Origin of the sequence: Bifidobacterium callimiconis, from assembly GCF_003952005.1 — a bacterium.
In the GTDB taxonomy this organism is placed as follows: domain Bacteria; phylum Actinomycetota; class Actinomycetes; order Actinomycetales; family Bifidobacteriaceae; genus Galliscardovia; species Galliscardovia callimiconis.
The window spans coordinates 235,726-256,088 of the sequence record NZ_QXGJ01000002.1; the positions used below are offsets into that span (position 1 = coordinate 235,726).

12 protein-coding genes are annotated in these 20,363 nt (G+C 61.0%); 8 read left to right on the forward strand and 4 right to left on the reverse strand.

What is annotated here, in order from left to right:
- Positions 1-5: 5 nt before the first annotated feature.
- Positions 6-917 carry a variant leucine-rich repeat-containing protein gene (locus D2E23_RS03035; RefSeq protein ID WP_126029524.1) on the forward strand — a complete coding sequence of 304 codons (912 nt, stop codon included), beginning with the start codon at positions 6-8 and terminating at the stop codon, positions 915-917.
- Between the two features lie 55 nt (positions 918-972).
- On the opposite strand, the gene D2E23_RS03040 is transcribed toward D2E23_RS03035, so the two are convergent.
- The gene (locus D2E23_RS03040; RefSeq protein ID WP_126029525.1) at positions 973-1,521 is read right to left on the reverse strand and encodes an FHA domain-containing protein; all 549 of its coding nucleotides are present in this window, start codon (positions 1,519-1,521) and stop codon (positions 973-975) included.
- Positions 1,522-1,657: 136 nt separating this feature from the next.
- Between D2E23_RS03040 and D2E23_RS03045 the strand changes: the two genes are divergently transcribed.
- Positions 1,658-2,920, forward strand: coding sequence for a putative ABC transporter permease (locus D2E23_RS03045; protein ID WP_241227188.1), 1,263 nt, complete (start codon positions 1,658-1,660; stop codon positions 2,918-2,920).
- 135 nt (positions 2,921-3,055) lie between these two features.
- Here the strand turns inward: D2E23_RS03045 and D2E23_RS03050 are convergent, their stop codons facing one another.
- On the reverse strand, positions 3,056-7,222 hold the full coding sequence (locus tag D2E23_RS03050) for a DNA-directed RNA polymerase subunit beta' (protein ID WP_126029526.1): 4,167 nt from the start codon (positions 7,220-7,222) through the stop codon (positions 3,056-3,058).
- A 110-nt stretch (positions 7,223-7,332) separates the two neighbouring features.
- A complete protein-coding gene (rpoB, locus tag D2E23_RS03055) occupies positions 7,333-10,959 on the reverse strand; it encodes a DNA-directed RNA polymerase subunit beta (RefSeq protein WP_126029527.1) in 3,627 nt (1,208 codons plus the stop codon).
- A gap of 981 nt (positions 10,960-11,940) precedes the next feature.
- Between rpoB and D2E23_RS03060 the strand changes: the two genes are divergently transcribed.
- Together D2E23_RS03060 and D2E23_RS03065 are read left to right on the forward strand one after the other, a co-directional pair.
- Positions 11,941-12,909 (forward strand): YwqG family protein, encoded by a 969-nt coding sequence (locus D2E23_RS03060; RefSeq protein WP_126029528.1) that lies wholly within the window; start codon positions 11,941-11,943, stop codon positions 12,907-12,909.
- A 166-nt stretch (positions 12,910-13,075) separates the two neighbouring features.
- Positions 13,076-14,095: an exonuclease domain-containing protein gene (locus D2E23_RS03065; RefSeq protein WP_126029529.1), complete on the forward strand. Its 1,020-nt coding sequence runs from the start codon at positions 13,076-13,078 to the stop codon at positions 14,093-14,095.
- Positions 14,096-14,186: 91 nt separating this feature from the next.
- On the opposite strand, the gene D2E23_RS03070 is transcribed toward D2E23_RS03065, so the two are convergent.
- Positions 14,187-15,080 (reverse strand): HAD family hydrolase, encoded by an 894-nt coding sequence (locus D2E23_RS03070; protein ID WP_126029530.1) that lies wholly within the window; start codon positions 15,078-15,080, stop codon positions 14,187-14,189.
- Positions 15,081-15,209: 129 nt separating this feature from the next.
- Between D2E23_RS03070 and D2E23_RS03075 the strand changes: the two genes are divergently transcribed.
- The 4 genes from D2E23_RS03075 (at position 15,210) to D2E23_RS03090 (ending at position 20,320) form a co-directional block, all read left to right on the forward strand.
- A complete protein-coding gene (locus D2E23_RS03075; protein ID WP_241227197.1) occupies positions 15,210-16,151 on the forward strand; it encodes an AEC family transporter in 942 nt (313 codons plus the stop codon).
- A gap of 233 nt (positions 16,152-16,384) precedes the next feature.
- Entirely contained in the window at positions 16,385-17,401 is a 1,017-nt protein-coding gene (locus D2E23_RS03080) for a uroporphyrinogen decarboxylase family protein (RefSeq protein ID WP_206431982.1), read from the forward strand.
- Positions 17,402-17,555: 154 nt separating this feature from the next.
- The gene (locus D2E23_RS03085) at positions 17,556-18,293 is read left to right on the forward strand and encodes a TenA family protein (RefSeq protein ID WP_126029531.1); all 738 of its coding nucleotides are present in this window, start codon (positions 17,556-17,558) and stop codon (positions 18,291-18,293) included.
- 116 nt (positions 18,294-18,409) lie between these two features.
- On the forward strand, positions 18,410-20,320 hold the full coding sequence (locus tag D2E23_RS03090) for a hypothetical protein (RefSeq protein ID WP_126029532.1): 1,911 nt from the start codon (positions 18,410-18,412) through the stop codon (positions 20,318-20,320).
- Positions 20,321-20,363 lie beyond the last annotated feature (43 nt).

A 20,363-nucleotide genomic window follows, 5' to 3' on the forward strand; every position in this document is an offset into this window, starting at 1 on the left:
GAGGAATGGTCGATTATGACTCCGCCGTCAAGGCGGTGCAGGATCCGAATGCGGATCCGGTGTTTCTGGCGAGGATCGCCTATGAGAATCCCGATTTCGGCGCGAATGTGGCTGCCCATGAGCGCGCCTACCCGGGGCTGCTGCGGTGGATCGCCGAATTCGGCGACGATCGCGCCAAGGCGGAGGCCGCGTCCCGTGGATATACGGCGTCCGGCGGCCCGGTCGTGCCGCGCGCGGAGGAACCGAATGCGGTGAACGAGGCGAATCATGTGGGCAAGCATGCTCCGGATAGCACTCCGAATGGCGCGCAATCGCAGTCCAACGTGGCCGTCGGCGATGCGGATGCGCCGCATGGCGTGGAACAGGCACTGCAGGTGGCGGCAGTGGTTCCGGTACTGCAGAGTCCCCAATCGACGCCGGTGCAGGCCGTGCCCGCCGCAGCACAGCCGGTAGTGTCCGCGCAGCCGGGAACGATTTCGCAGCCGGTCGCCACATCCATGCAGTCGATCCCGGTGATCCCGATTCAGCAGTCGTTGTCGATGCAGCCGGAGCAGTCGCAGCCTGCGGTCGCCCCGCTGATTCCCGAACACCAGATTCATGAACGCCAGATTCCCGAACATCATCAGACGGTTCCCAATCCACAGACCGTGGGAGGTCAGACGGCGAATGCTCAGGCAGTGAACCATCAGCCTGCGGATGACGAGCACGGCAATCCGTACGGATTCACCGTGGAGCAGGCGCTCGACCCGAATACGGACGTGCTCACCATCGCACAGATCGCCCAGTACGCACCGGAGCTGCGCGTGTATCTGGCACGGAATCCCAGCACGTATCCGGAACTGCTGGACTGGCTCGCCCGGCAGCACGATCCGCAGATCGACGCCGCCCTGGCCGAGCGCAACGCCGTTCAGGCGTAACCGATTCTCAGGCTCCCCTCACGGAGGGGAGCCGGTGGTATCGACGAACGTCCTCTTATGAATGCTGTTCTTCGAGGTTGAAGAACTGGTCGCCGATGCGCACCGTGCAGGGCACGGTCACCTTCACCGGTCTCCCCTTCACCTGAGTCTCCTCGCCGTTGACGATGAGGAACGTGCCGTTGAGCGACCCGTAGTCCTCGATCCACAATCGCCCCTCCCTGTCGAAGCTCACGGCGGCGTGGTTGCGTGAGATCGTGCGGGTCGGATCGTCGAGCTTCTGCGGACTGACGCCTTCGGGCACGGCCTTAGTGGGTTTGCGTCCCAGCAGTGCGCTGCGGTCCAGAATCACGGTCTGACCGGTGGCGTCGTTGCGCAGCACGTACCGATGTTGCGGACGCTGATCGATAAACGATCGTGACAGTATGGTGCCGTCCCATTCCTCGTTGCCGTACGGGGAGCCGTCGGACGGGGCAGGGGCATCATCGACGACTGCGGACTGGGATCGAACGTCGTCGGGAAACGCCTGCGACGCGTCGCCGGGCATGGTGTCTTCGACGTACCAGCCGGGTTCGGGCGGCGGAGGATAGGGAATGCTTCTTCTCATACGTTCAGTCCTACCACACATGTGGCATCATGGCCCGTCACCGACGCGGCACGTCATGCAAGGACCATGCCCTGCGCACCGCCGATGAACGAATGAATAGTATGGATACAGCACACGGACAGGCAAGGGAGGAACCGTGACCGTACCGCCATTCATGAATCAAGCCGCATCCGTCGTCTCCACCGGCGCGGATCCGAATGGAAACGGACGCGATCAGCCCTGCAATGACGGTTCGGCCGAATCGATCGACGAGATCCGTCTTCCTTTGCTCGCCAAGATTTACGGCGCGTTGTGTCTGGCGGTGGGCATCGTCTCGTTCCCGCTGTTGGCGTTCACCATCGTCGTCGTGGTGCGGTCGGTCAACGTGGCCGACATCACGCCCACGCTCACCGTCATCCTCACGGTGGTTCACGCGCTGACGCTCGTATCGGGCAGCGTCGCGCTCATCGTGTTCGGCGCGCTGCTGCTGCGCAACCGTCGTCGGCATGCTGCGCGGTGGGCGTACGTGCTCATGCCGATCACCATCCTGCAGGGTCTGTCGAATCTGGCGTTGTTCGGTCTGGGGCCGGAACTGCTGCTGCAGGCGGTGCAGCTGGCGCTGCTGATCGTGATCTCCGTCACCGCCGATCCGATGCTGGCGCTGGAACGTCGCGAACAGCATCTGTTGAAAAGAATTGAGGAGCAGGACGAGCTTGCGGCTGCGGCCAAGATCGGCATGGTCGGCCGTGATCTGACCGGTCGGGGTTATATCGCACTGGACTTCTTCAACCTGTTCTGGGTGTTCGTTGTGGCGAGCGTAGTGGGGCTCGGCATCGAGACCGTCTATCATTTCGCGCTGTACCACGGCGAACTGCAGGATCGTGCGGGTTTGCTCTATGGTCCGTTCTCCCCTATCTACGGATTCGGCGGCGTGCTGCTCACGGTGTTTCTCAACCGACTGTGGAACCGCAATCCGCTGCTGATCTTTCTGTGCAGCGCCGTGATCGGCGGCGCGTTCGAATACGCCACGAGCTGGTTCATGGAGGTGGCGTTCGGCGTCACCGCCTGGGACTACACGGGGCAATGGCTGTCGATCAACGGGCGTACGAGCGGCAAGTACATGATCATGTGGGGGCTGCTGGGCGTGGTCTGGGTCCGTTGGTGTCTGCCCCGACTGCTGAAACTGATCAATCGTATCCCGTGGCAGTGGCGGTATTCGCTGACCGTGGCCTGTTTCGTGCTGCTGTTCGTCGACGGCACGATGACGCTGATGTCGCTGGACTGCTGGTATTCGCGTGTCTCCGGACTGTCGCCGGACTCCCCCATCGAGATGTTCTTCGCAAACCATTACGACGACGCGTACATGCAGCATCGTTTCCAGACCATGACCATCGATCCGTCCCGTACGGGTCGTGTGTGAATAGAACCGTGTGAGAATAGAACGATGTGAAATGACGTGAGATATGGCAAGGGCCGTGGCCCCCGGATGGGAGTCACGGCCCTTGCCGTATTGGCCTGATTAGATGTCAGCGAATCGACTGACCCGGCTCAACACTCACTGAGCGTCGCCGGTGGACTGGTCGCCATGGTCGGTATCGGACGTATCCGTGCCGGCATCGGAACCGTTGTCGGTCGTGTCGTCACCGAAGGCTCCGGACAGATCGCCGAAGTCAACGTCGCCGGAGGCCGAACCGTTGTCGTCACCGCCGAGATCGTTGAGGAAATCGTCGGGGTTGAAGTCGTCGCCAAGGCTCAGATCGCCGAAGTCGATGTTGGAGAAGTCCACATCGCTCAGATCGGCGTCGGACAGGTCCACCATGCCGTCGCCACCGTCGTCGCTCAGACCGAAGCTCGGGTAGATGGTGTCGCGGATGGCCTTGTCGGGCTCGACACGGGCGTTGCGGTAACGGGCCAGACCGGTACCAGCCGGGATCAGCTTACCGATGATCACGTTCTCCTTGAGGCCCTTGAGGTCGTCGACCTTCTGGTTCAGGGCGGCTTCGGTGAGCACGCGCGTGGTCTCCTGGAAGGAGGCCGCGGACAGCCAGGAGTCGGTGGCCAGCGAGGCCTTGGTGATACCCATGAGCTCGGGACGACCGGTGGCCGGACGCTTGCCGGCCTTCAGGGCGGCCTTGTTGACCTCCTTGAAGCGGGCCTTGTCGACCAGCTCGCCCGGCAGCAGCTCGGTGTCACCGGAGTCGAGCACGGTGTATCGGCGCAGCATCTGGTGCACGATGACCTCGATGTGCTTGTCGTGGATATCCACACCCTGGGAGCGGTACACGGTGTGCACTTCCTCCACGATGTTCACCTGCGCGGCGCGGGCGCCCATGATGCGCAGGATCTTCTTCGGATCCACGGAACCCACATACAGCTTGGTGCCGCGCTTGATGTGCTCACCATTCTTGACGAGTAGCGGCACGCGGGTCGACACCTTGTAGTCGAAGTGGTCCACCTTCTCGCCGTCGGCGTTGCAGGCGTCCGGATCGTCCGGGAACAGCGTCACGACGCGTCCGGCCTCGTTGTCCTCGACCTTCACGGTGCCGTCGTACTCGGCGATCATGGCCTCGCCCTTAGGCGTACGGGCTTCGAAAAGCTCGGTGACACGGGGAAGACCCTGGGTGATATCGGCCGCGGCGGCCACACCACCGGAGTGGAAGGAACGCAGCGTCAGCTGGGTACCAGGCTCGCCGATGGACTGGGCGGCCACGATACCCACGGCCTCGCCGGTATCCACCAGCTTGTTGGTGGCCAGCGACCAGCCGTAGCACTTGGCGCACACGCCGCGACGGGACTCGCAGGTCAGCACGGAACGGGCCTTGACCTCTTCCACGCCGTGGGCCACGAGGTCCTTGAGCACGTCCATGGACAGGGCGTCGTCACGGTGGTAGAGCACCGTGGTGCCGTCGGCCGGATCGATCACGTCGGCGGCGAGCAGACGGGAGTACGGGCCACCGTCGGCGGCCTTGACGAGCGTCAGGTTGCCGTCGTCGTCACGATCAGCCACGCGCATCTTCAGACCCTGCTTGGTGCCGCAGTCCTCCTCACGCACGATCACGTCCTGGGAGACGTCGACCAGACGACGGGTCAGGTAACCCGACTCTGCGGTCTTCAGTGCGGTATCCGCCAGGCCCTTACGTGCACCGTGCTGAGAGATGAAGTACTCCAGCACGGACAGGCCGTCGCGGTAGTTGGACTTCACCGGTCGCGGAATCGGCTCGCCCTTCGGGTTTGCCACGATGCCACGGATACCGGCGATCTGGTTGATCTGCATCATGTTTCCTCGTGCACCGGACTGCACGATGATGGACAGGTTGTTCGTCGGGAAGAAGCCCCTCTCGACGGCCTTCGACACGTCGCTGGTGCAGTCGTTCCACAGGTTGATGAGCTGCTGACGGCGCTCCTCTTCGGTAAGCAGACCCATGTCGTACTTGCCGTTGATCTTGTGCGCCTGCTCCTCGGCCTTGGAGATGTACTCGTCGAGTTCCGGCGGCTCGATGACGTCGGAGAACGCGAAGGTCACGCCGGACCACGGCGCGCGGGTGAAGCCCATGTCCTTCAGGGCGTCCAGCGACGCGGCCACCTGCTGGGTGGAGTAGCGGGATGCGATGTCGTCGACGATCTTGCTCAGCTGCTTCTTGCCCACCTGGTAGTTCACGTACGGGTAGTCCACGGGCAGCGTGCTGTTGAACAGCACACGGCCGTAGCTCGTGGCGAACAGGGTGGAGCCATCGACGAAGCGCTCCTCCTTCACGACCTCGGGGCTGCCGGGCTGCGGGTCGACGACCTTGAGCTCCTTCGGCTCCCAGTCGGCGGGCAGCACGAAGTCGGCGGGCATACGCACCAGCACCTCGGCCTGCATGTCGATCTCATGCAGATCGAGCGCCATGCGGCACTCTTCGAGCGAGGAGAAGATGCGACCCTGTCCCTTGGCGCCGTCGAGCACGGTGGACAGCCAGTACAGACCCAGGATCATATCTTGGGACGGCATGGTCACGGTGTGGCCGTCGGCGGGCTTCAGGATGTTGTCGGAAGCCATCATCAGCGAGCGGGCCTCGGCCTGGGCCTCGGCGCTCAGCGGCAGGTGCACTGCCATCTGGTCGCCATCGAAGTCGGCGTTGAAGGCGGCGCAGGCCAGCGGCGGCAGGTGGATGGCCTTGCCTTCCACCAGGATCGGCTCGAACGCCTGGATACCCAGACGGTGCAGCGTAGGCGCACGGTTGAGGAGCACCGGATGCTCGGAGATGACCTCCTCGAGCACGCCCCACACCTCGGAGTCGCCGCGGTCGACCAGACGCTTGGCGCTCTTCATGTTCTGCGCGTAGTTGAGGTCCACCAGACGCTTGATCACGAACGGCTTGAACAGCTCCAGCGCCATCGGCTTGGGCAGACCGCACTGGTGCATGCGCAGCTCGGGGCCAACAACGATCACGGAACGGCCGGAGTAGTCGACTCGCTTACCGAGCAGGTTCTGACGGAAACGACCCTGCTTACCCTTGAGCATGTCGGACAGCGACTTCAGCGGACGGTTCGAGGCACCCGTGACCGGACGACCACGACGACCGTTGTCGAACAGGGAGTCCACGGCTTCCTGCAGCATGCGCTTCTCGTTGTTGAGCATGATCTCGGGGGCGCCGAGGTCGATCAGACGCTGCAGACGGTTGTTACGGTTGATCACACGACGGTACAGGTCGTTGAGATCGGAGGTGGCGAAGCGGCCACCGTCCAGCTGCACCATCGGGCGCAGATCCGGCGGGATCACCGGGATCACGTCCAGCACCATGGCCTCCGGGCTGTTGCCGGTGGAGATGAAGGCGTTGATCACCTTCAGGCGCTTGAGGGCGCGAGCCTTGCGCTGACCCTGCTTGGTGGTGGCGATCACGTTGCGCAGGTTCTCGGCCTCACCCTGCAGATCGAAGTCGTGCAGGCGCTTCTTGATGGCCTCGGCACCCATGCAGCCGTCGAAGTAGTCGCCGTAATCGTCGACCATCTCACGCCACAGATCCACGTCGCCTTCCATGTCGCCGGGCTTGAGGGTCTGGAAACGATCCCACACGGCGGTATGACGGGCAATCTCGTCGTTGTAGCGCTTGCGGATGGCCTTGAGGTCGCGCTCGGCACCGCCCTTGAGCTTGGTCTTGGCGGCGGAGGAAGCCTCGCCGGTGGCCTCGAGCTCGCTGAGATCCTCCTCGAGCTTCACGGCGCGCTTGTGCAGCTCGTTGTCACGGGCCTTCTCCAGGTTCTGGATACGCACGTCGAACTCGTCCTGTAGGTCGGGCATGTCCTTGTGACGCTGCTCCTCATCCACGGAGGTGACCATGTAGGCGGCGAAGTAGATGACCTTCTCGAGGTACTTCGGCGGAATGTCCAGCAGGTAGCCCAGACGGCTCGGAACACCCTTGAAGAACCAGATGTGGGTCACCGGGGCGGCCAGCTTGATGTGGCCCATGCGCTCACGACGCACGCGGGACTTGGTCACTTCCACACCGCAGCGCTCGCAGACGATGCCCTTGAAGCGCACGCGCTTGTACTTGCCGCAGGCGCACTCCCAGTCGCGGGTCGGTCCGAAGATCTGTTCGCCGAACAGGCCGTCCTTCTCGGGCTTGAGGGTACGGTAGTTGATCGTCTCGGGCTTCTTGACCTCGCCGTGGCTCCACTTCAGGATGTCCTCGGTGGTGGCCAGACCGATCCTCAGTTTGTCAAATGCATTAACGTCCAGCACTCTATGTCCTGTCTGTTTAGGTTCTTTACTGCTTCACGTATTGGTTTTCAGGCAAGGGCGAGTGCCGCGCACCGGCATGTCTATTGGTGCGCGGCGCTCGCCGGCTTGCGTCAGCGGTAGGTCGGTTCCTCGGACTCGGCCGGGGCGTTCGAGCCGGCTTCCGGACGGGCGCCGATGTTGAAGCCCAGATCGTCGGAGGCGGAGACCGGATCGTCGTCCTCTTCCTTCATGTCGATGGCCACGCCTTCGGCGTTGAGCACCTCGACGTTCAGCGACAGGGACTGCATTTCCTTGAGCAGCACCTTGAAGGATTCGGGGATGCCGGCCGGCGGCAGGTTGTCGCCCTTCACGATCGCGCCGTAGACACGCACGCGGCCGTCGACGTCATCGGACTTGATGGTCATCATCTCGTGCAGCGTGTAGGCGGCACCGTAGGCCTCGAGGGCCCACACCTCCATCTCGCCGAATCGCTGGCCACCGAACTGGGCCTTACCGCCCAGCGGCTGCTGCGTGATCATCGAGTACGGACCGGTGGAACGGGCGTGGATCTTGTCGTCGACCAGGTGGTGCAGCTTCAGGATGTACATGTAGCCCACGGAGATCGGCTTGCCGAACGGCTCGCCGGTACGACCGTCGAACAGCCATGCCTTGCCGTCGTCGCCGACGAGCTTGTCGCCGTCGCGGTTCGGCAGGGTGGTCTTCAGCAGGCCGTTGAGGGCATCCTGACGCACGCCGTCGAACACCGGGGTGGCGACCGGAGTGTTCGGATCGGCCTTCTCGGCGCCGGCGGGGATGTGCTTCTTCCACTCAGCCTCGAGGTTCGGGTCGATGTTGATGTCCCAACCGGAGTGGGCGATCCAGCCCAGGTGCAGCTCGAGCACCTGGCCCAGGTTCATTCGGGAAGGCACACCCAGCGGGTTGAGCATGATGTCGACCGGCGTACCGTCGGCGAGGAACGGCATGTCCTCCTCCGGCAGGATGCGGGAGATGCAGCCCTTGTTGCCGTGACGCCCCGAGAGCTTGTCGCCCACGGTGATCTTGCGGTGCTGAGCGATGTACACGCGGATCATGGAGTTCACGCCGGTGGGCAGCTCGTCGCCGTCCTCCTCGGCATCCTCACGGGTGATCTCCTTGACGGCGATCACGGTACCGGTCTCGCCGTGCGGCACGCGCAGCGAGGTGTCGCGCACCTCACGGGACTTCTCGCCGAAGATGGCGCGGAGCAGACGCTCCTCCGGGGTCAGCTCGGTCTCGCCCTTCGGGGTGACCTTACCCACCAGGATGTCTCCGGCCTCGACCTCGGCACCGATGCGGATGATGCCGCGCTCGTCGAGGTTGCTCACGGCGTCCTCGCTCACGTTCGGCAGATCACGCGTGATCTCCTCGGCACCCAGCTTGGTCTCGCGGGCGTCGATCTCGTACTCCTCGATGTGGATGGAGCTCAGCGTATCGTCCTGCACCAGACGCTGGGAGATGATGATGGCGTCCTCGTAGTTGTAGCCGTTCCACGGCATGAAGGCGACCAGCAGGTTCTTGCCCAGAGCCATTTCGCCCTGATCGGTGGCCGGACCGTCGGCCAGCACGGAGCCGGCCTCCACACGCTCACCCTCGTGGATGATCGGCACCTGGTTGTAGCAGGTGGTCTGGTTGGAACGCTGGAACTTGGCCAGCTTGTAGCTGGAGGTGGTGCCATCGTCGTTCATCGTGCGGATGATGTCGGCGGACACGTAGGTCACCACGCCGTCCTTTTCGGCCTTCACCACGTCGCCGGAATCCACGGCGGCACGCCATTCGCCGCCGGTACCCACCAGCGGGCGCTCGGAGCGGATCAGCGGCACGGCCTGACGCTGCATGTTGGCACCCATCAGTGCTCGGTGGCCCTCATCGTGCTCCAGGAACGGAATCAGCGAGGAGCCGACGGACACCATCTGGCGCGGGGAGACGTCCATGTAGTCCACGTCGGAGACCGGGACGTCGACCGCCTCTTCCTCGTTGGCTCGGGCAAGGGCGTCCTCGTGCACGAAGCGGCCTTCGTCGTCCAGCTCCTGGTTGGCCTGGGCGATCACGTGGTCGGCTTCCTGATCGGCCGTCATGTATTCGATCTCGTTGGTCACCTGACCGTTGATCACCTTACGGTACGGGGTTTCGATGAAGCCGAACGGGTTCACACGGCCGAAGGTCGCGAGGGAGCCGATCAGACCGATGTTCGGGCCTTCAGGGGACTCGATCGGGCACATACGTCCGAAGTGAGACGGGTGCACGTCTCGCACCTCCATGGAGGCGCGGTCGCGGGACAGACCGCCGGGGCCCAGAGCGGACAGACGACGCTTGTTCGTGATGCCGGCCAGCGGGTTGTTCTGATCCATGAACTGGCTCAGCTGGGAGGTTCCGAAGAACTCCTTGATGGTGGCGGCCACGGGGCGGATGTTCAGCAGGGACTGCGGGGTGATGGCCTCGGCGTCCTGCGTGGTCATGCGCTCGCGCACCACGCGCTCCATACGGCTCAGGCCGGTACGCAGCTGGTTCTGGATCAGCTCGCCCACCTGACGGATACGACGGTTGCCGAAGTGATCGATATCGTCGGTCTCGACGCGCAGCTCGATGTCCTCGCCGTTGCGCTTGCCCGGGAAGGTCTTGTCACCGGCGTGCAGCGTGACCAGGTACTTCAGGGTGGCCACGATGTCCTCGGGCTTGAGGCTGCGATCGTTGATGTCGCCTTCCAGACCGAGCTTGCGGTTGATCTTGTAGCGACCAACGCGGGCCAGATCGTAACGGCGGGTGTTGAAGTAGAAGGAGTCGAGCAGGTTGCGGCCGGCCTCCGGGGTGGCGGTGTCGCCCGGGCGGATGCGGCGGTACAGCTCGGTCAGGGCGCGGTTGCGGATCTCCTCGTCGCTCGGACGCTGGTCGATCAGCGGACGGCCGGAGGAGTCCTTCGGGGTGATGGCGTCCATCTCGTGGGCGAGGGCGTCGAGCACCAGCGGGTAGCCCTGGAAGGCGTCGTGGATCTCGCGCTCGGTCATGCCGATGGCCTCGAGGAAGATGATGGCGGACTGCTTGCGCTTGCGGTCCACACGCACGCCGAGAACGTCGCGCTTGTCGATCTCGAACTCAAGCCAGGCGCCACGGCTCGGGATGATCTTCGCGCCGTAGACGGTCTTGTCGGTGGAGCGGTCGCGGGAGCTGTCGAAGTAGACGCCCGGGGAACGCACGAGCTGGGAGACGATCACTCGCTCGGTGCCGCCGATGATGAAGGTGCCGTGCGGGGTCTGGAGCGGGAAGTCGCCCATGAACACCGTCTGGCTCTTGATCTCGCCGGTGTCGTTGTTGCAGAACTCGGCGTTCACGTACAGCGGGGCGGAGTAGGTGTAGTCCTTCTCCTTGCACTCCTGCACGGTGTGACGCGGCTCTTCGAAGTAGGGGTTGGAGAACGTGAGGCTCATGGTCTGGGCGAAGTTCTCGATCGGGGAGATCTCCTCGAAGACCTCCTCAAGACCGGAGGTGTGCGGCACGGTGTTGGTGCCGTTCGCCAGGTCCTCCTCGACGCGCTTCTGCCAGCGCTCGTTGCCGATCAGCCAGTCGAAGCTGTCGGTCTGGACGCCCAGCAGGTACGGGACGTCGATGGGCTCCTTGATGGAGCCGAAGTTCACGCGCGGCGAGGCCTTGTGCAGCTTGATGTCATGCTCATCCGCACGAGCGTAGACTTTGGTGGTATTGGTTTGTGTGCTTTCGGCAGCCAAGATGGGATGGTCCTTCTCGTTCGCTGTTATTCCATACGGCCAGGAAACGCACCCCGGGCAATCGTGGTATACAATCGTCGCGGGCGTTTCCCCAGTTGATGTATGCCCGCTATATGACACACGTCGCTAATCGTCAAAAGAATACCACATTCTCGCGTGTCGCGCAACCAAGCGTGTATGCTTCTTGAACTTTCTCGTCACCCCATCTCTTCCGGACATGACCTTCCGACCGGGAGGAGGGATCCGGCACTGGTCACGTTCCCCGACCATCCCCAATCCACCCCATTCTGGGTATATCAGGACAGGAATCTGGGTGTAACCGGACAAGGAATCTGGGTATAACCGGTCTAATAATCAGGTTCTGGGTATAACCGCACCATAGAGAGAGGAATCCAACGTCCTTTATGATCCGGTTATACCCAGATCTCGTTTTATCTGTCCGGTTATACCCAGAATCGGACATCACCCTTGCCGGCTGATTCCGCCCTTGTGACCGGTCGCCTTGAACGGCACACCGCCCCTACGTCCGCGAACCGAACCGTTCACCCCGGTCGACCCGCCACGCGCCACTCCAGAGTCCCCGTTCTCGACAACGCCCCCGGAATCACCCCGCCCATATCCCCGACGTCCCCGCTGGCGTCGGGCACGGACCTCATCAGGACTCGGCCATCCGCCTTTTCTCCCCTGATTCCCCTCACCATTCCCCTCACCGTCACGCGACTCCGCATTGTTCGCCATACGCTCTCCACTCATACGTCCACACCCTCCCGAATCGGATCATCCGACATCCGGCATGTTATCCACGCGGTCATGCCGACTCCGTCGATCACCGTCATTCCGGATTCACCGCGCATCCTTCGCCCGTTCATGTTACCGGCCTATCGTGGCATACGGGCGCAGACGACGCACGTTCGAAGGTCGAACGCCATCGTCGGCAGCCGCACATGACTACGTCATCAGCCAGAAGGAAGCGTGGGCGCAATGACGATCGATACAACGCAATCAGTCTCCTCATCATCCCCGTCGGTGGACCGGATCGTCGATCGGCTCGTCGATCTGATCAGAACGCGCACGGCCAAGCCGGCGATCGAACTGCACGTGGAGGCCGCCGACGGCACTTCGATCTCCGGGGCACGGCTGCGCGACTGCAGCATGAGCACACTGGCGGTCCCGGATCTGCTAGACACCAAGTACGGCGGACCATACCTGCTTCCCGACGACTTCGAAGCGCCGGTGAATCCCGGCAACGGCGTACCGATGGTGCTGCTCGCGCAATGGAACTTCGCGCGTCTGCCCCATCTGGACGGCTTTCCACAGAACGGCCTGCTGCAATGCTTCGTGGACGCCACCGACGACACACTCGACCCTGATTTCACAACATTCGACGACGACGACAACATCGATGACGGCAAGACCTGGGAGTCGTGGAAGATCCGCTATATTCCCGCCAATCTACTGCTGACCGACGCCGCATACGCCGCTCAGGTGATCACGCCGCACTGGCAGCTGCGACACGGCGGCGTGAAACCGACGAACGTGCCATTCGACGACGAGAACATGCAGTTCAAGCTGCACGGCGAGGCGACCAGCCAGCCCATGGGCGTGACCGACTACCGCTATGAGGACCTGCTGGAATCGTGTCTGGAGCAGCTCGACGACGATGACCGGGAACTGTTGGACGGCAAATACACCGATGTGGAAAGCCTGCTGTTCGACCGGATCAGCGGCGACGGGCACCGCATCGGGGGCTACCCGCTGTTCACACAGGATGATCCGCGAACGTATATGGACGAGGAGGAGGCTGCGGATCTGGTCATGGTGGCGCAGATCAACAGCATCGAGTTCAAGATGATGCTCGGCGACAACGGCATCGGGCATATCTTCATTCCCGCCGAGGCCCTGCACGATCTGGACTTCGATCAGGCTTTCTACCAGTGGGACTGCTACTGATCCGGCCCGCGCCGCGCCCATGTTCATATCCGTCCATGTTCACGTTCGAGCCGTCGCGCCGAATCGTTAGGAACCGAGCGCCAAGGCACCTCCCGCCTACCACTGGTAGGCTGAGGCATTGGATCAGGACCAGATCCGATACCCATATTGGAGGGAAGATACGTCGATGCCCCTGCAGCCCACTCGCCCAACGTCCGGCCGTGCCAGGAACCCTGCCCGAGGATTCGCCGTGGTGGACTTCGAGACCACGGGGCTGGTGCCGGAACGCGGCGACCGGGCCATCGAGATCGGTGTGACACTGCTCGACCCAGACGGCAACATCGAGCACGAGGACGAGACGCTCATCCATGTCAGCCGAGACCTAGGCGCACAGCACGTGCACCATATCCGAGCTGCGGAACTGAAGCACGCACCGGAGTTCGACGGCATCGCCAGGCAGCTGCGCGACTATCTGGCCGGCCGAGTGTTCGTCGCGCACAACGTGGCGTTCGATTCACGGGTGCTGCGCAGCGAATACGCCCGGCTGGGCTATGACATCCCCGTTCAGGGCAAGACGACCTCAGCCAATCGCCGCGGCGCCGAGGCCTCCACGGCCCTGTGCACCATGCGGCTCGGCGGCAAGCTGCTCGGTGTCCGCTCACTCGCCGCTTGCTGCGCCCGGTTCGGCATCGGCAACCCGGACGCGCATAGCGCACTGAGCGACGCCCATGCCACAGCGCTCCTGCTGCGCGAATACATGCGCATGATCCCGGAATGGCCAGGCTGGGCCGCGCACCTCGATGCCGCCGGACGCGCACAATGGCCGCGCATCAGCGAGGACATGGCCCGATGGCTGCCCCGACCGTCGCACACCGACATCATGGACTCCGGCATCATGGACGGCGACACCGCGCTTACTACAAGCGTCACAACCGAGACCACGCCCATTCCCCCGCCGCGCCTGCGCGAAGGCGACCGCATCGTGCTCACCGGCGCGATGTCGCAGCGCCGCGCCGACTGGATCGACGACCTCGCCGCAGTGGGCATCACGGTCTGGCCGTCAGTCACCAAGAAGGTACGGCTCGTGGTCGCCGCCGACGTGGACACCGAATCCACCAAGGCGCGCAAGGCCCGCGCCTACAACATTCCCATCGTCAGCGAGCGCTGGCTCAAAACCGCCGTCGAAAACGGCGTCGACACCGCCTGAACTCCGGGTATTTGACCCCTCATGGTCCGAACGGTCCGCACAGTCCAAACAGCACGAACAGCCCAAACAGCGCAAATAGTCGGGGAAAGACTCACACCAATCCGAGCATGGCGAACGCGTTGGCAATGCCGTCGTCATGAATGTCGGTGGTCACGATGTCGACGATGTCCTTGATGCCGTGGATCGCGTTGCCCATGGCCACGCTGGTGCCGGCCATCTTCAGCATGGCGGTGTCGTTGTCGCTGTCGCCGATGGCGATCGTGTCGGCGATGTCGCAGCCGAGCGCAGCGGCCACGTCACGCACGGCCGTGCCCTTGTCCACGCCGTTGATGAGCAGTTCGCCGTTGTTCGGCGAGATACGATCGTACGACGCGTGCACGGTGGTGAACCATGGGCTCAGGTCGCGCTGCACGTCCTCGAAGCTCACGTCCGGGTCGGGCTTGGAGAAGTAGGATCCCTTGCTCGCGCGGATCACGTGGCCGAGCGTGGAGCCCTCGGGGATCTCCACGTCGTCGATCACATGCCAGTATTTGGCGAATTCGCCGCTGTTCCACGCCGACTTCTTCGCCTGCAGATGCCGCAGATATCCCTGCGAGATGTACATGCCATCGGCGCCCTGCCACTGGTAGCTTTCGATGTCGTGCCGTTTGAAGTATTCGGTCGCCGCGTCGATCGCCTCGGGCGTGACGAAATGCTGGAACAGCACACGCTCGCCGAGGTTCGCCTGCGCGCCGGCCACGGAGACCACGCCGTCGAATCCGAGGTCAAGAATGCTCCGCTCGATTTTGGGCAGTGAGCGCCCGGTGCAGATGAACAGCCTGTGCCCGTTGGCCTGCGCCGCGCGGCATGCGGCTTTGGCCGATTCGGGGACGATGTGGTGCTCGTCCGCCAGCGTGCCGTCGATGTCGATGAACACCAGTTTGCCGTGCGCCTTGCCGTCGCTTGCCTTGCCACTGCCGTCATTTATGGAACCGTTGGAAACCATAAGCCCTCCCGTCGTGTTTGACAGTAATGTACCGCAGTGGCGCATACATCGTCGCAGGAATACGAACCCATTCATGCGACGCACGACAATGCGGCCGCATATCGCACGCAGCAATCGGAGGGCGTACACATGGGACTCATCTCGGCGATGCAGGGATTCTGCGTCATCGGCATCATCATTCTCATCGGCTATATCGCGGCCCGCTTCCGCATCGGCGGTCCCACTGCGCAGATGGTGCTCAACAGGTTCAGCTATTTCGTGTCCACGCCGTGCCTGATGTTCGCGATCCTGTCGAAGGAGCATCTGTCGGACGTGTTCAAACCGTCGATCGCGGTGGCCATCGCCTGCGCGGTGATCACCGGGGCGATATTTCTCGGCCTGAACGCGACGATATTTCACATGGGTTCGGCGGACACGACGATCGGCGTTCTGGTGTCGATGTACATGAATGCGAACAACATCGGCCTGCCGATCGCCACGTACATCCTCGGCAATCCGGCCGCGGTCACGCCGATCGTGCTGATCCAGCAGGTGCTGTTCACACCGATCGCACTCACGTCGCTGGATCTGTCGTCGCGCGGCAGGGTGAGCGTGAAGGCGATCGTGACGCAGCCGTTGCATCAGCCCATTCTGATCGGCGTGATGATCGGCATCGTCACGTCGGCGGTCAGCGATGCGGCGGGCTGGTTTGTCGTGCCGAGCTATATCTACGATCCGATCAACATCGTGGGCAATTCCGCGGTGCCGCTGATTCTCATGGCGTTCGGCATGTCGTTGCATGGGTCGAAACCGTTGGGCAAGGATTCGAACCGCGCGGCCACGATCGTCGCCGCTCTGCTGAAGAACGCGGTCATGCCGTTCGTTGCGTTCCTGCTCGCCTATTTCATGGGATTCCGTGGTGCGGAACTGTATTCGTGCGTGGTGCTGGCCGCGCTACCCACCGCGCAGAACGTGTACAACTACGCGGCACGATACGAGGCAGGCACCACGTTCGCGCGCGACGGCATTCTGTTGAGCACGCTGTCGTCGCCGATCTTCATCTTCGTGATCGCCGGACTGCTGGGTTCGTGAGTCGGGGTCGTAAGCTCTGCGTTACGACTCTGCGTTACAACTCTGCGTTGCGACGTTCGCCGGTTTACGCCGAACCATGTCGAAATCATGCGACCCTTCACACCGATAACGTCCCATAGCCAACGCGTATGACGGACTCGTCGTGTCTGCCGCCACGCTCCCCTAGACTCGCTGATATCCATACGGAATCCGCGGCGAATCATGGGGATGGCCGCCGCGGAAACGCGCCTGTTATGGCAGCTATGGCAGCCGACGAGAAAGGTCGATCAGTGAACAAACGCGAACGTGTGCTCAACGCCCTCAACAATCGTCCCGCCGATCATGTGCCGGTGGGCTTCTGGTTCCACTTCTCCGGCGAAGAGGAGACCGGCGAGCGCAACGTGCAGGCGCACCTGAACTACTATCGGCAGACGGATCTCGACTTTCTCAAGGTCATGTCCGACGGGTTCTTCAACTATCCGTTTAACGTGGAGATCACCGAGGCGCACGACTGGTATGGTCTGGAGCCGTTGCAGCCGCATGATCCGTGGATCGAGCAGCAGGTGGAGCGCGTCCGTGCCCTGGTGGAGGCGATCGGCGATGAGCGTTGCGTGTTCTACAACGTATTCGCGCCGCTGTCGTACCTGCGATTCGGCGCCGAACAGGTGGGCCGTCATTTCGATCGTGTGGTCGCCGATCTGCGTGAGGATCCCAATGCCGTGCTGCACGCGCTGGACACGATCGGCCAGACCGCGTCGATTCTGGCACGACGCGTGATCGAAGAGGCCGGCGCGGACGGCGTGTATTACTGCGTGCAGAACGGCGAGAAGGGTCTGTTCACCCCGGAGGAGCATCGTCGTTGGGTGAGGCCGTCGGACCTGTATGCGCTTGAGCACGCCAACCGGTATTCGGACAACAACATCGTGCATTTCTGCGGGTTCGCCGGCAAGGAGAATCAGCTGGAACTGTGGAAGGACTATCCAGGCAAGGCGGTCAATTGGGCGGTGCATGTGGATGATCTGTCGTTGAACGACGGCCGTCTGTTCTTCGGTGGTCGTGCGTCGCTGGCCGGGTTCGAAACCCATTGGGATGCGAACGGGCACCGCGGCATTATTTACAGCGGCACCAAGGAAGAGCTGCAGCAGTACACGCGCGATCTGATCCTCGATCATGGCAAGCACGGTCTGCTGCTTGGCGGCGACTGCACGATCGACGCCAAGCTCGACTGGGAGCGCATCCGCTGGATCGTGGAGACCGCGCGCTCGCTGTAATCCCCCGGCACCCCCGTCACCACTCGTATACTGAGGGATGACACGGGGTGCTGTTCTGCGTTCCGGCGGAGTTTCCCATGGAATACGCCGATGACCGGATGGCTGAGAGACACCCGCCGAACCTGTACGGGCAATGCTGACGAAGGGATGTCATATGACCGAAAACAGTGCCGTTGCAAACACAGCCGAGAATGCCGCCGATAATGCTGCTCTCGAGGCCGACACGGTCACGACCGCAACCGCCACGACCACGTATGAGCGTCTGCGCGCGCTTGTGCACGATGACTGGGAGGCGGCCGTCAACCATCGTTTTGTCAGGGAGCTGGTGGATGAGACCATCGACCCGGACGTGCTGCGTGACTATCTGATTCAGGACTACCAGTTCTCCGAGGACTTCCTGTCGCTGCTCGGTCAGGTGCTGGCGTCGGCCGACACGATGAAGGCCAAGGTACGCTACGCCGCGCAGCTCGGATTCATCGCCGCCGACGAGGACACGTACTTCCAGGATCGTTTCGCCCAGTACGGCGTGAGCGAGGATCAGATCCTGCATCCCGAACTGGCCACGGCGAGCCGCGGCTTCAAGAAGCTGTACACCGACACCATTGAGACCCGGTCGTACAAGGACGGTCTGGCAGTGCTCGTGGTGGCCGAAAGCCTGTACCTGGACTGGGCCGAACGCGCCACCGACCATGGTCGCAAGCTGCCGGTGAAGCCCGAGCATCGCGGATGGGTGGATGTGCATCGCGGCGAGTTCTTCAGCGAATGGGTGGACTTCCTGATCGCCGAACTCAACCGCGTGGCCAGCGCCGACGACCCCGAACTGCAGGAACGCTTCCGCACCGCCGTCAAGTACGAACGCGGCTTCTTCGACGACGCCTACGCCAATAGGTGACCGAGACCGCCGTACCTCATGTGGTCTTGGCTCCCCTCTCTGAGGGGAGCTGTCGGCAAAGCCGACTGAGGGGAGCCACCGGCCACGCACACCAACCAGAGAGAATCGAGAGAATCATGTGCGCCATGCGCAATATCGATGACCAGTTGAGAGCCGGTAAGGATGATCCAGATTTCGGCCACAAATGTGCCATGCTGCTGCTCGGCATGCATCGATGGACGAACCAGCAAAATACGAATGTGACATTTACCGACACTGGAAATCTTGCCTATCAGATCAGCATTCGTTCTACGTTGGACCCGACCAAATATATTCTCTGGGGTAAAAACGGTAATGCCAATAATCCATATGTCGCTATTCCTGTTTGCTATCTCGATAACGGCAATCACACGAATCGTAGTCTCACCGACCGAGATGGGCAGGAATTGCCGGCAACTACATATGCAGAGACCTCGTTCATCACTAAACAAGCTCTTTGGTATTTATGGAATCAAATTCCTTCTCGTGAAGAAATTCAATACTTCGTTGAAGGTTATTTCAATAAAATCGATTCGTCAATGGTTCAATTTCCCAAAAGACTCAACAATATTTTTCGTAACATAAGTTCCGATAATAGAAAAGATCATGTTTCTCTTCGAGAGCAAGATCAACATAATGAACAACACTGGCAAAGTGCTCGATTGGCTGATCTAGCCAATCTAGTTACACGAAACTTCGTCAAGAATGAAGATCAGCAATCTTTTGACGAAGAGTGCACTTCCTTCAGACTGGAATGCATGGAACACCTGCACAAACTCATAAACTCCTCCGACAACAACTCCGCCTCCGGAAACGCCACACTATTGACATGTGCACTGTTTCTCGGACTCCTCGACTGGATACGGTCATCGCATCACGAAAACAACTCAGACACCGAAGCCGATCCCACAAGCCGACATGCAATCGGCGACGAGAATATGCAAGCTTTAACGTCTCTGCTCTTGCTGTTATCGAATCTTTGTAAACAATATCCGCTGATAGCCCTAGTGCCACAGTCGGACACACAACCGAAAATGTTGTTCACCCTACGATTCGACACTACATATCCCAGTCTCACAAACCCTCAAACATGGCCACAACGAATCAGCGAAGCAATTATAGGCCCCACACATCTTTCAGATACCGTCAACCTCGGCTTTCAATCTTATGCTGCGCGCGCATCCCACATTGAAGTTACCCCAATTGAACATACAGACGTCGAGAGCGTAAAAGAAATTACCAAAGAGCCGCCATCGAAATCGGAGAACATCGACAAGGCCAGCAACAAGAAATCTGATATCAAAATGCATTTCATTGCCGGACGCATTCATTGCGTACGGTATTTCTCCAGCCACCAGCCCATTACCTATATTCAACTCAACATTATTCCCGACCAGCGGACACTACAATATTCCTTGTTGTGGTCATTGCTTCTTGCTGCTCTCTCCACCTTTAATCTTGTATCACTGTTCGGCTACTATCCAATGATCAGTATTTTTACTGGAGATAATCTTATAGCAGGACTGTCCATGATTTTCACCCTCTGGCTAGCAAAGACTCTCTCAGGAATCAATAACTCTCTTTCCGATCATGTTCGACAAAAATTGGACGACACAATTTCCAAGTCCTTGATCTTTTACTCAATATCATATGCGTCAGCATTCCTTAATCTCGGAATACGATACCCCGGAGACCATGAGGGACTTACGTTACCGCAGCTTCCGGCATCCATTATCAAGTATGCAACATTAGCAATTACTATTTTGACAGGATTAGTGACTCTAATCATATCGGCAAAGGTATGCCTATGGTCTCGCCACAGACGCAAAGCCAATGATCAAGGAGAAATCAATAACAAGCCATATCCGCTTGATAGGGTTTCAAAGTCCGAATGCAAAGAAAGTAATACGGATACCTTGGAAGAGGCACCATTCAGCATTCTTTCCGGCCGCAAAGAACGAGAACGGGTTCTAAAAATCATAAATGAGTTTTTGGAAAATCATTGGTGAAATATCACACATGTGATATCGAACCATCCAACCAAAGGAGCAG

Excerpts from the sequence above, each read along its gene's own strand:
- D2E23_RS03035 (WP_126029524.1), top strand. The coding sequence starts at position 6 with ATGGTCGATTATGACTCCGCCGTCAAGGCGGTGCAGGATCCGAATGCG.
- D2E23_RS03040 (WP_126029525.1), bottom strand. The coding sequence starts at position 1,521 with ATGAGAAGAAGCATTCCCTATCCTCCGCCGCCCGAACCCGGCTGGTAC.
- D2E23_RS03060 (WP_126029528.1), top strand. The coding sequence starts at position 11,941 with ATGACGATCGATACAACGCAATCAGTCTCCTCATCATCCCCGTCGGTG.
- D2E23_RS03065 (WP_126029529.1), top strand. The coding sequence starts at position 13,076 with ATGCCCCTGCAGCCCACTCGCCCAACGTCCGGCCGTGCCAGGAACCCT.
- D2E23_RS03070 (WP_126029530.1), bottom strand. The coding sequence starts at position 15,080 with ATGGTTTCCAACGGTTCCATAAATGACGGCAGTGGCAAGGCAAGCGAC.
- D2E23_RS03075 (WP_241227197.1), top strand. The coding sequence starts at position 15,210 with ATGGGACTCATCTCGGCGATGCAGGGATTCTGCGTCATCGGCATCATC.
- D2E23_RS03080 (WP_206431982.1), top strand. The coding sequence starts at position 16,385 with ATGGCAGCTATGGCAGCCGACGAGAAAGGTCGATCAGTGAACAAACGC.
- D2E23_RS03085 (WP_126029531.1), top strand. The coding sequence starts at position 17,556 with ATGACCGAAAACAGTGCCGTTGCAAACACAGCCGAGAATGCCGCCGAT.
- D2E23_RS03090 (WP_126029532.1), top strand. The coding sequence starts at position 18,410 with ATGTGCGCCATGCGCAATATCGATGACCAGTTGAGAGCCGGTAAGGAT.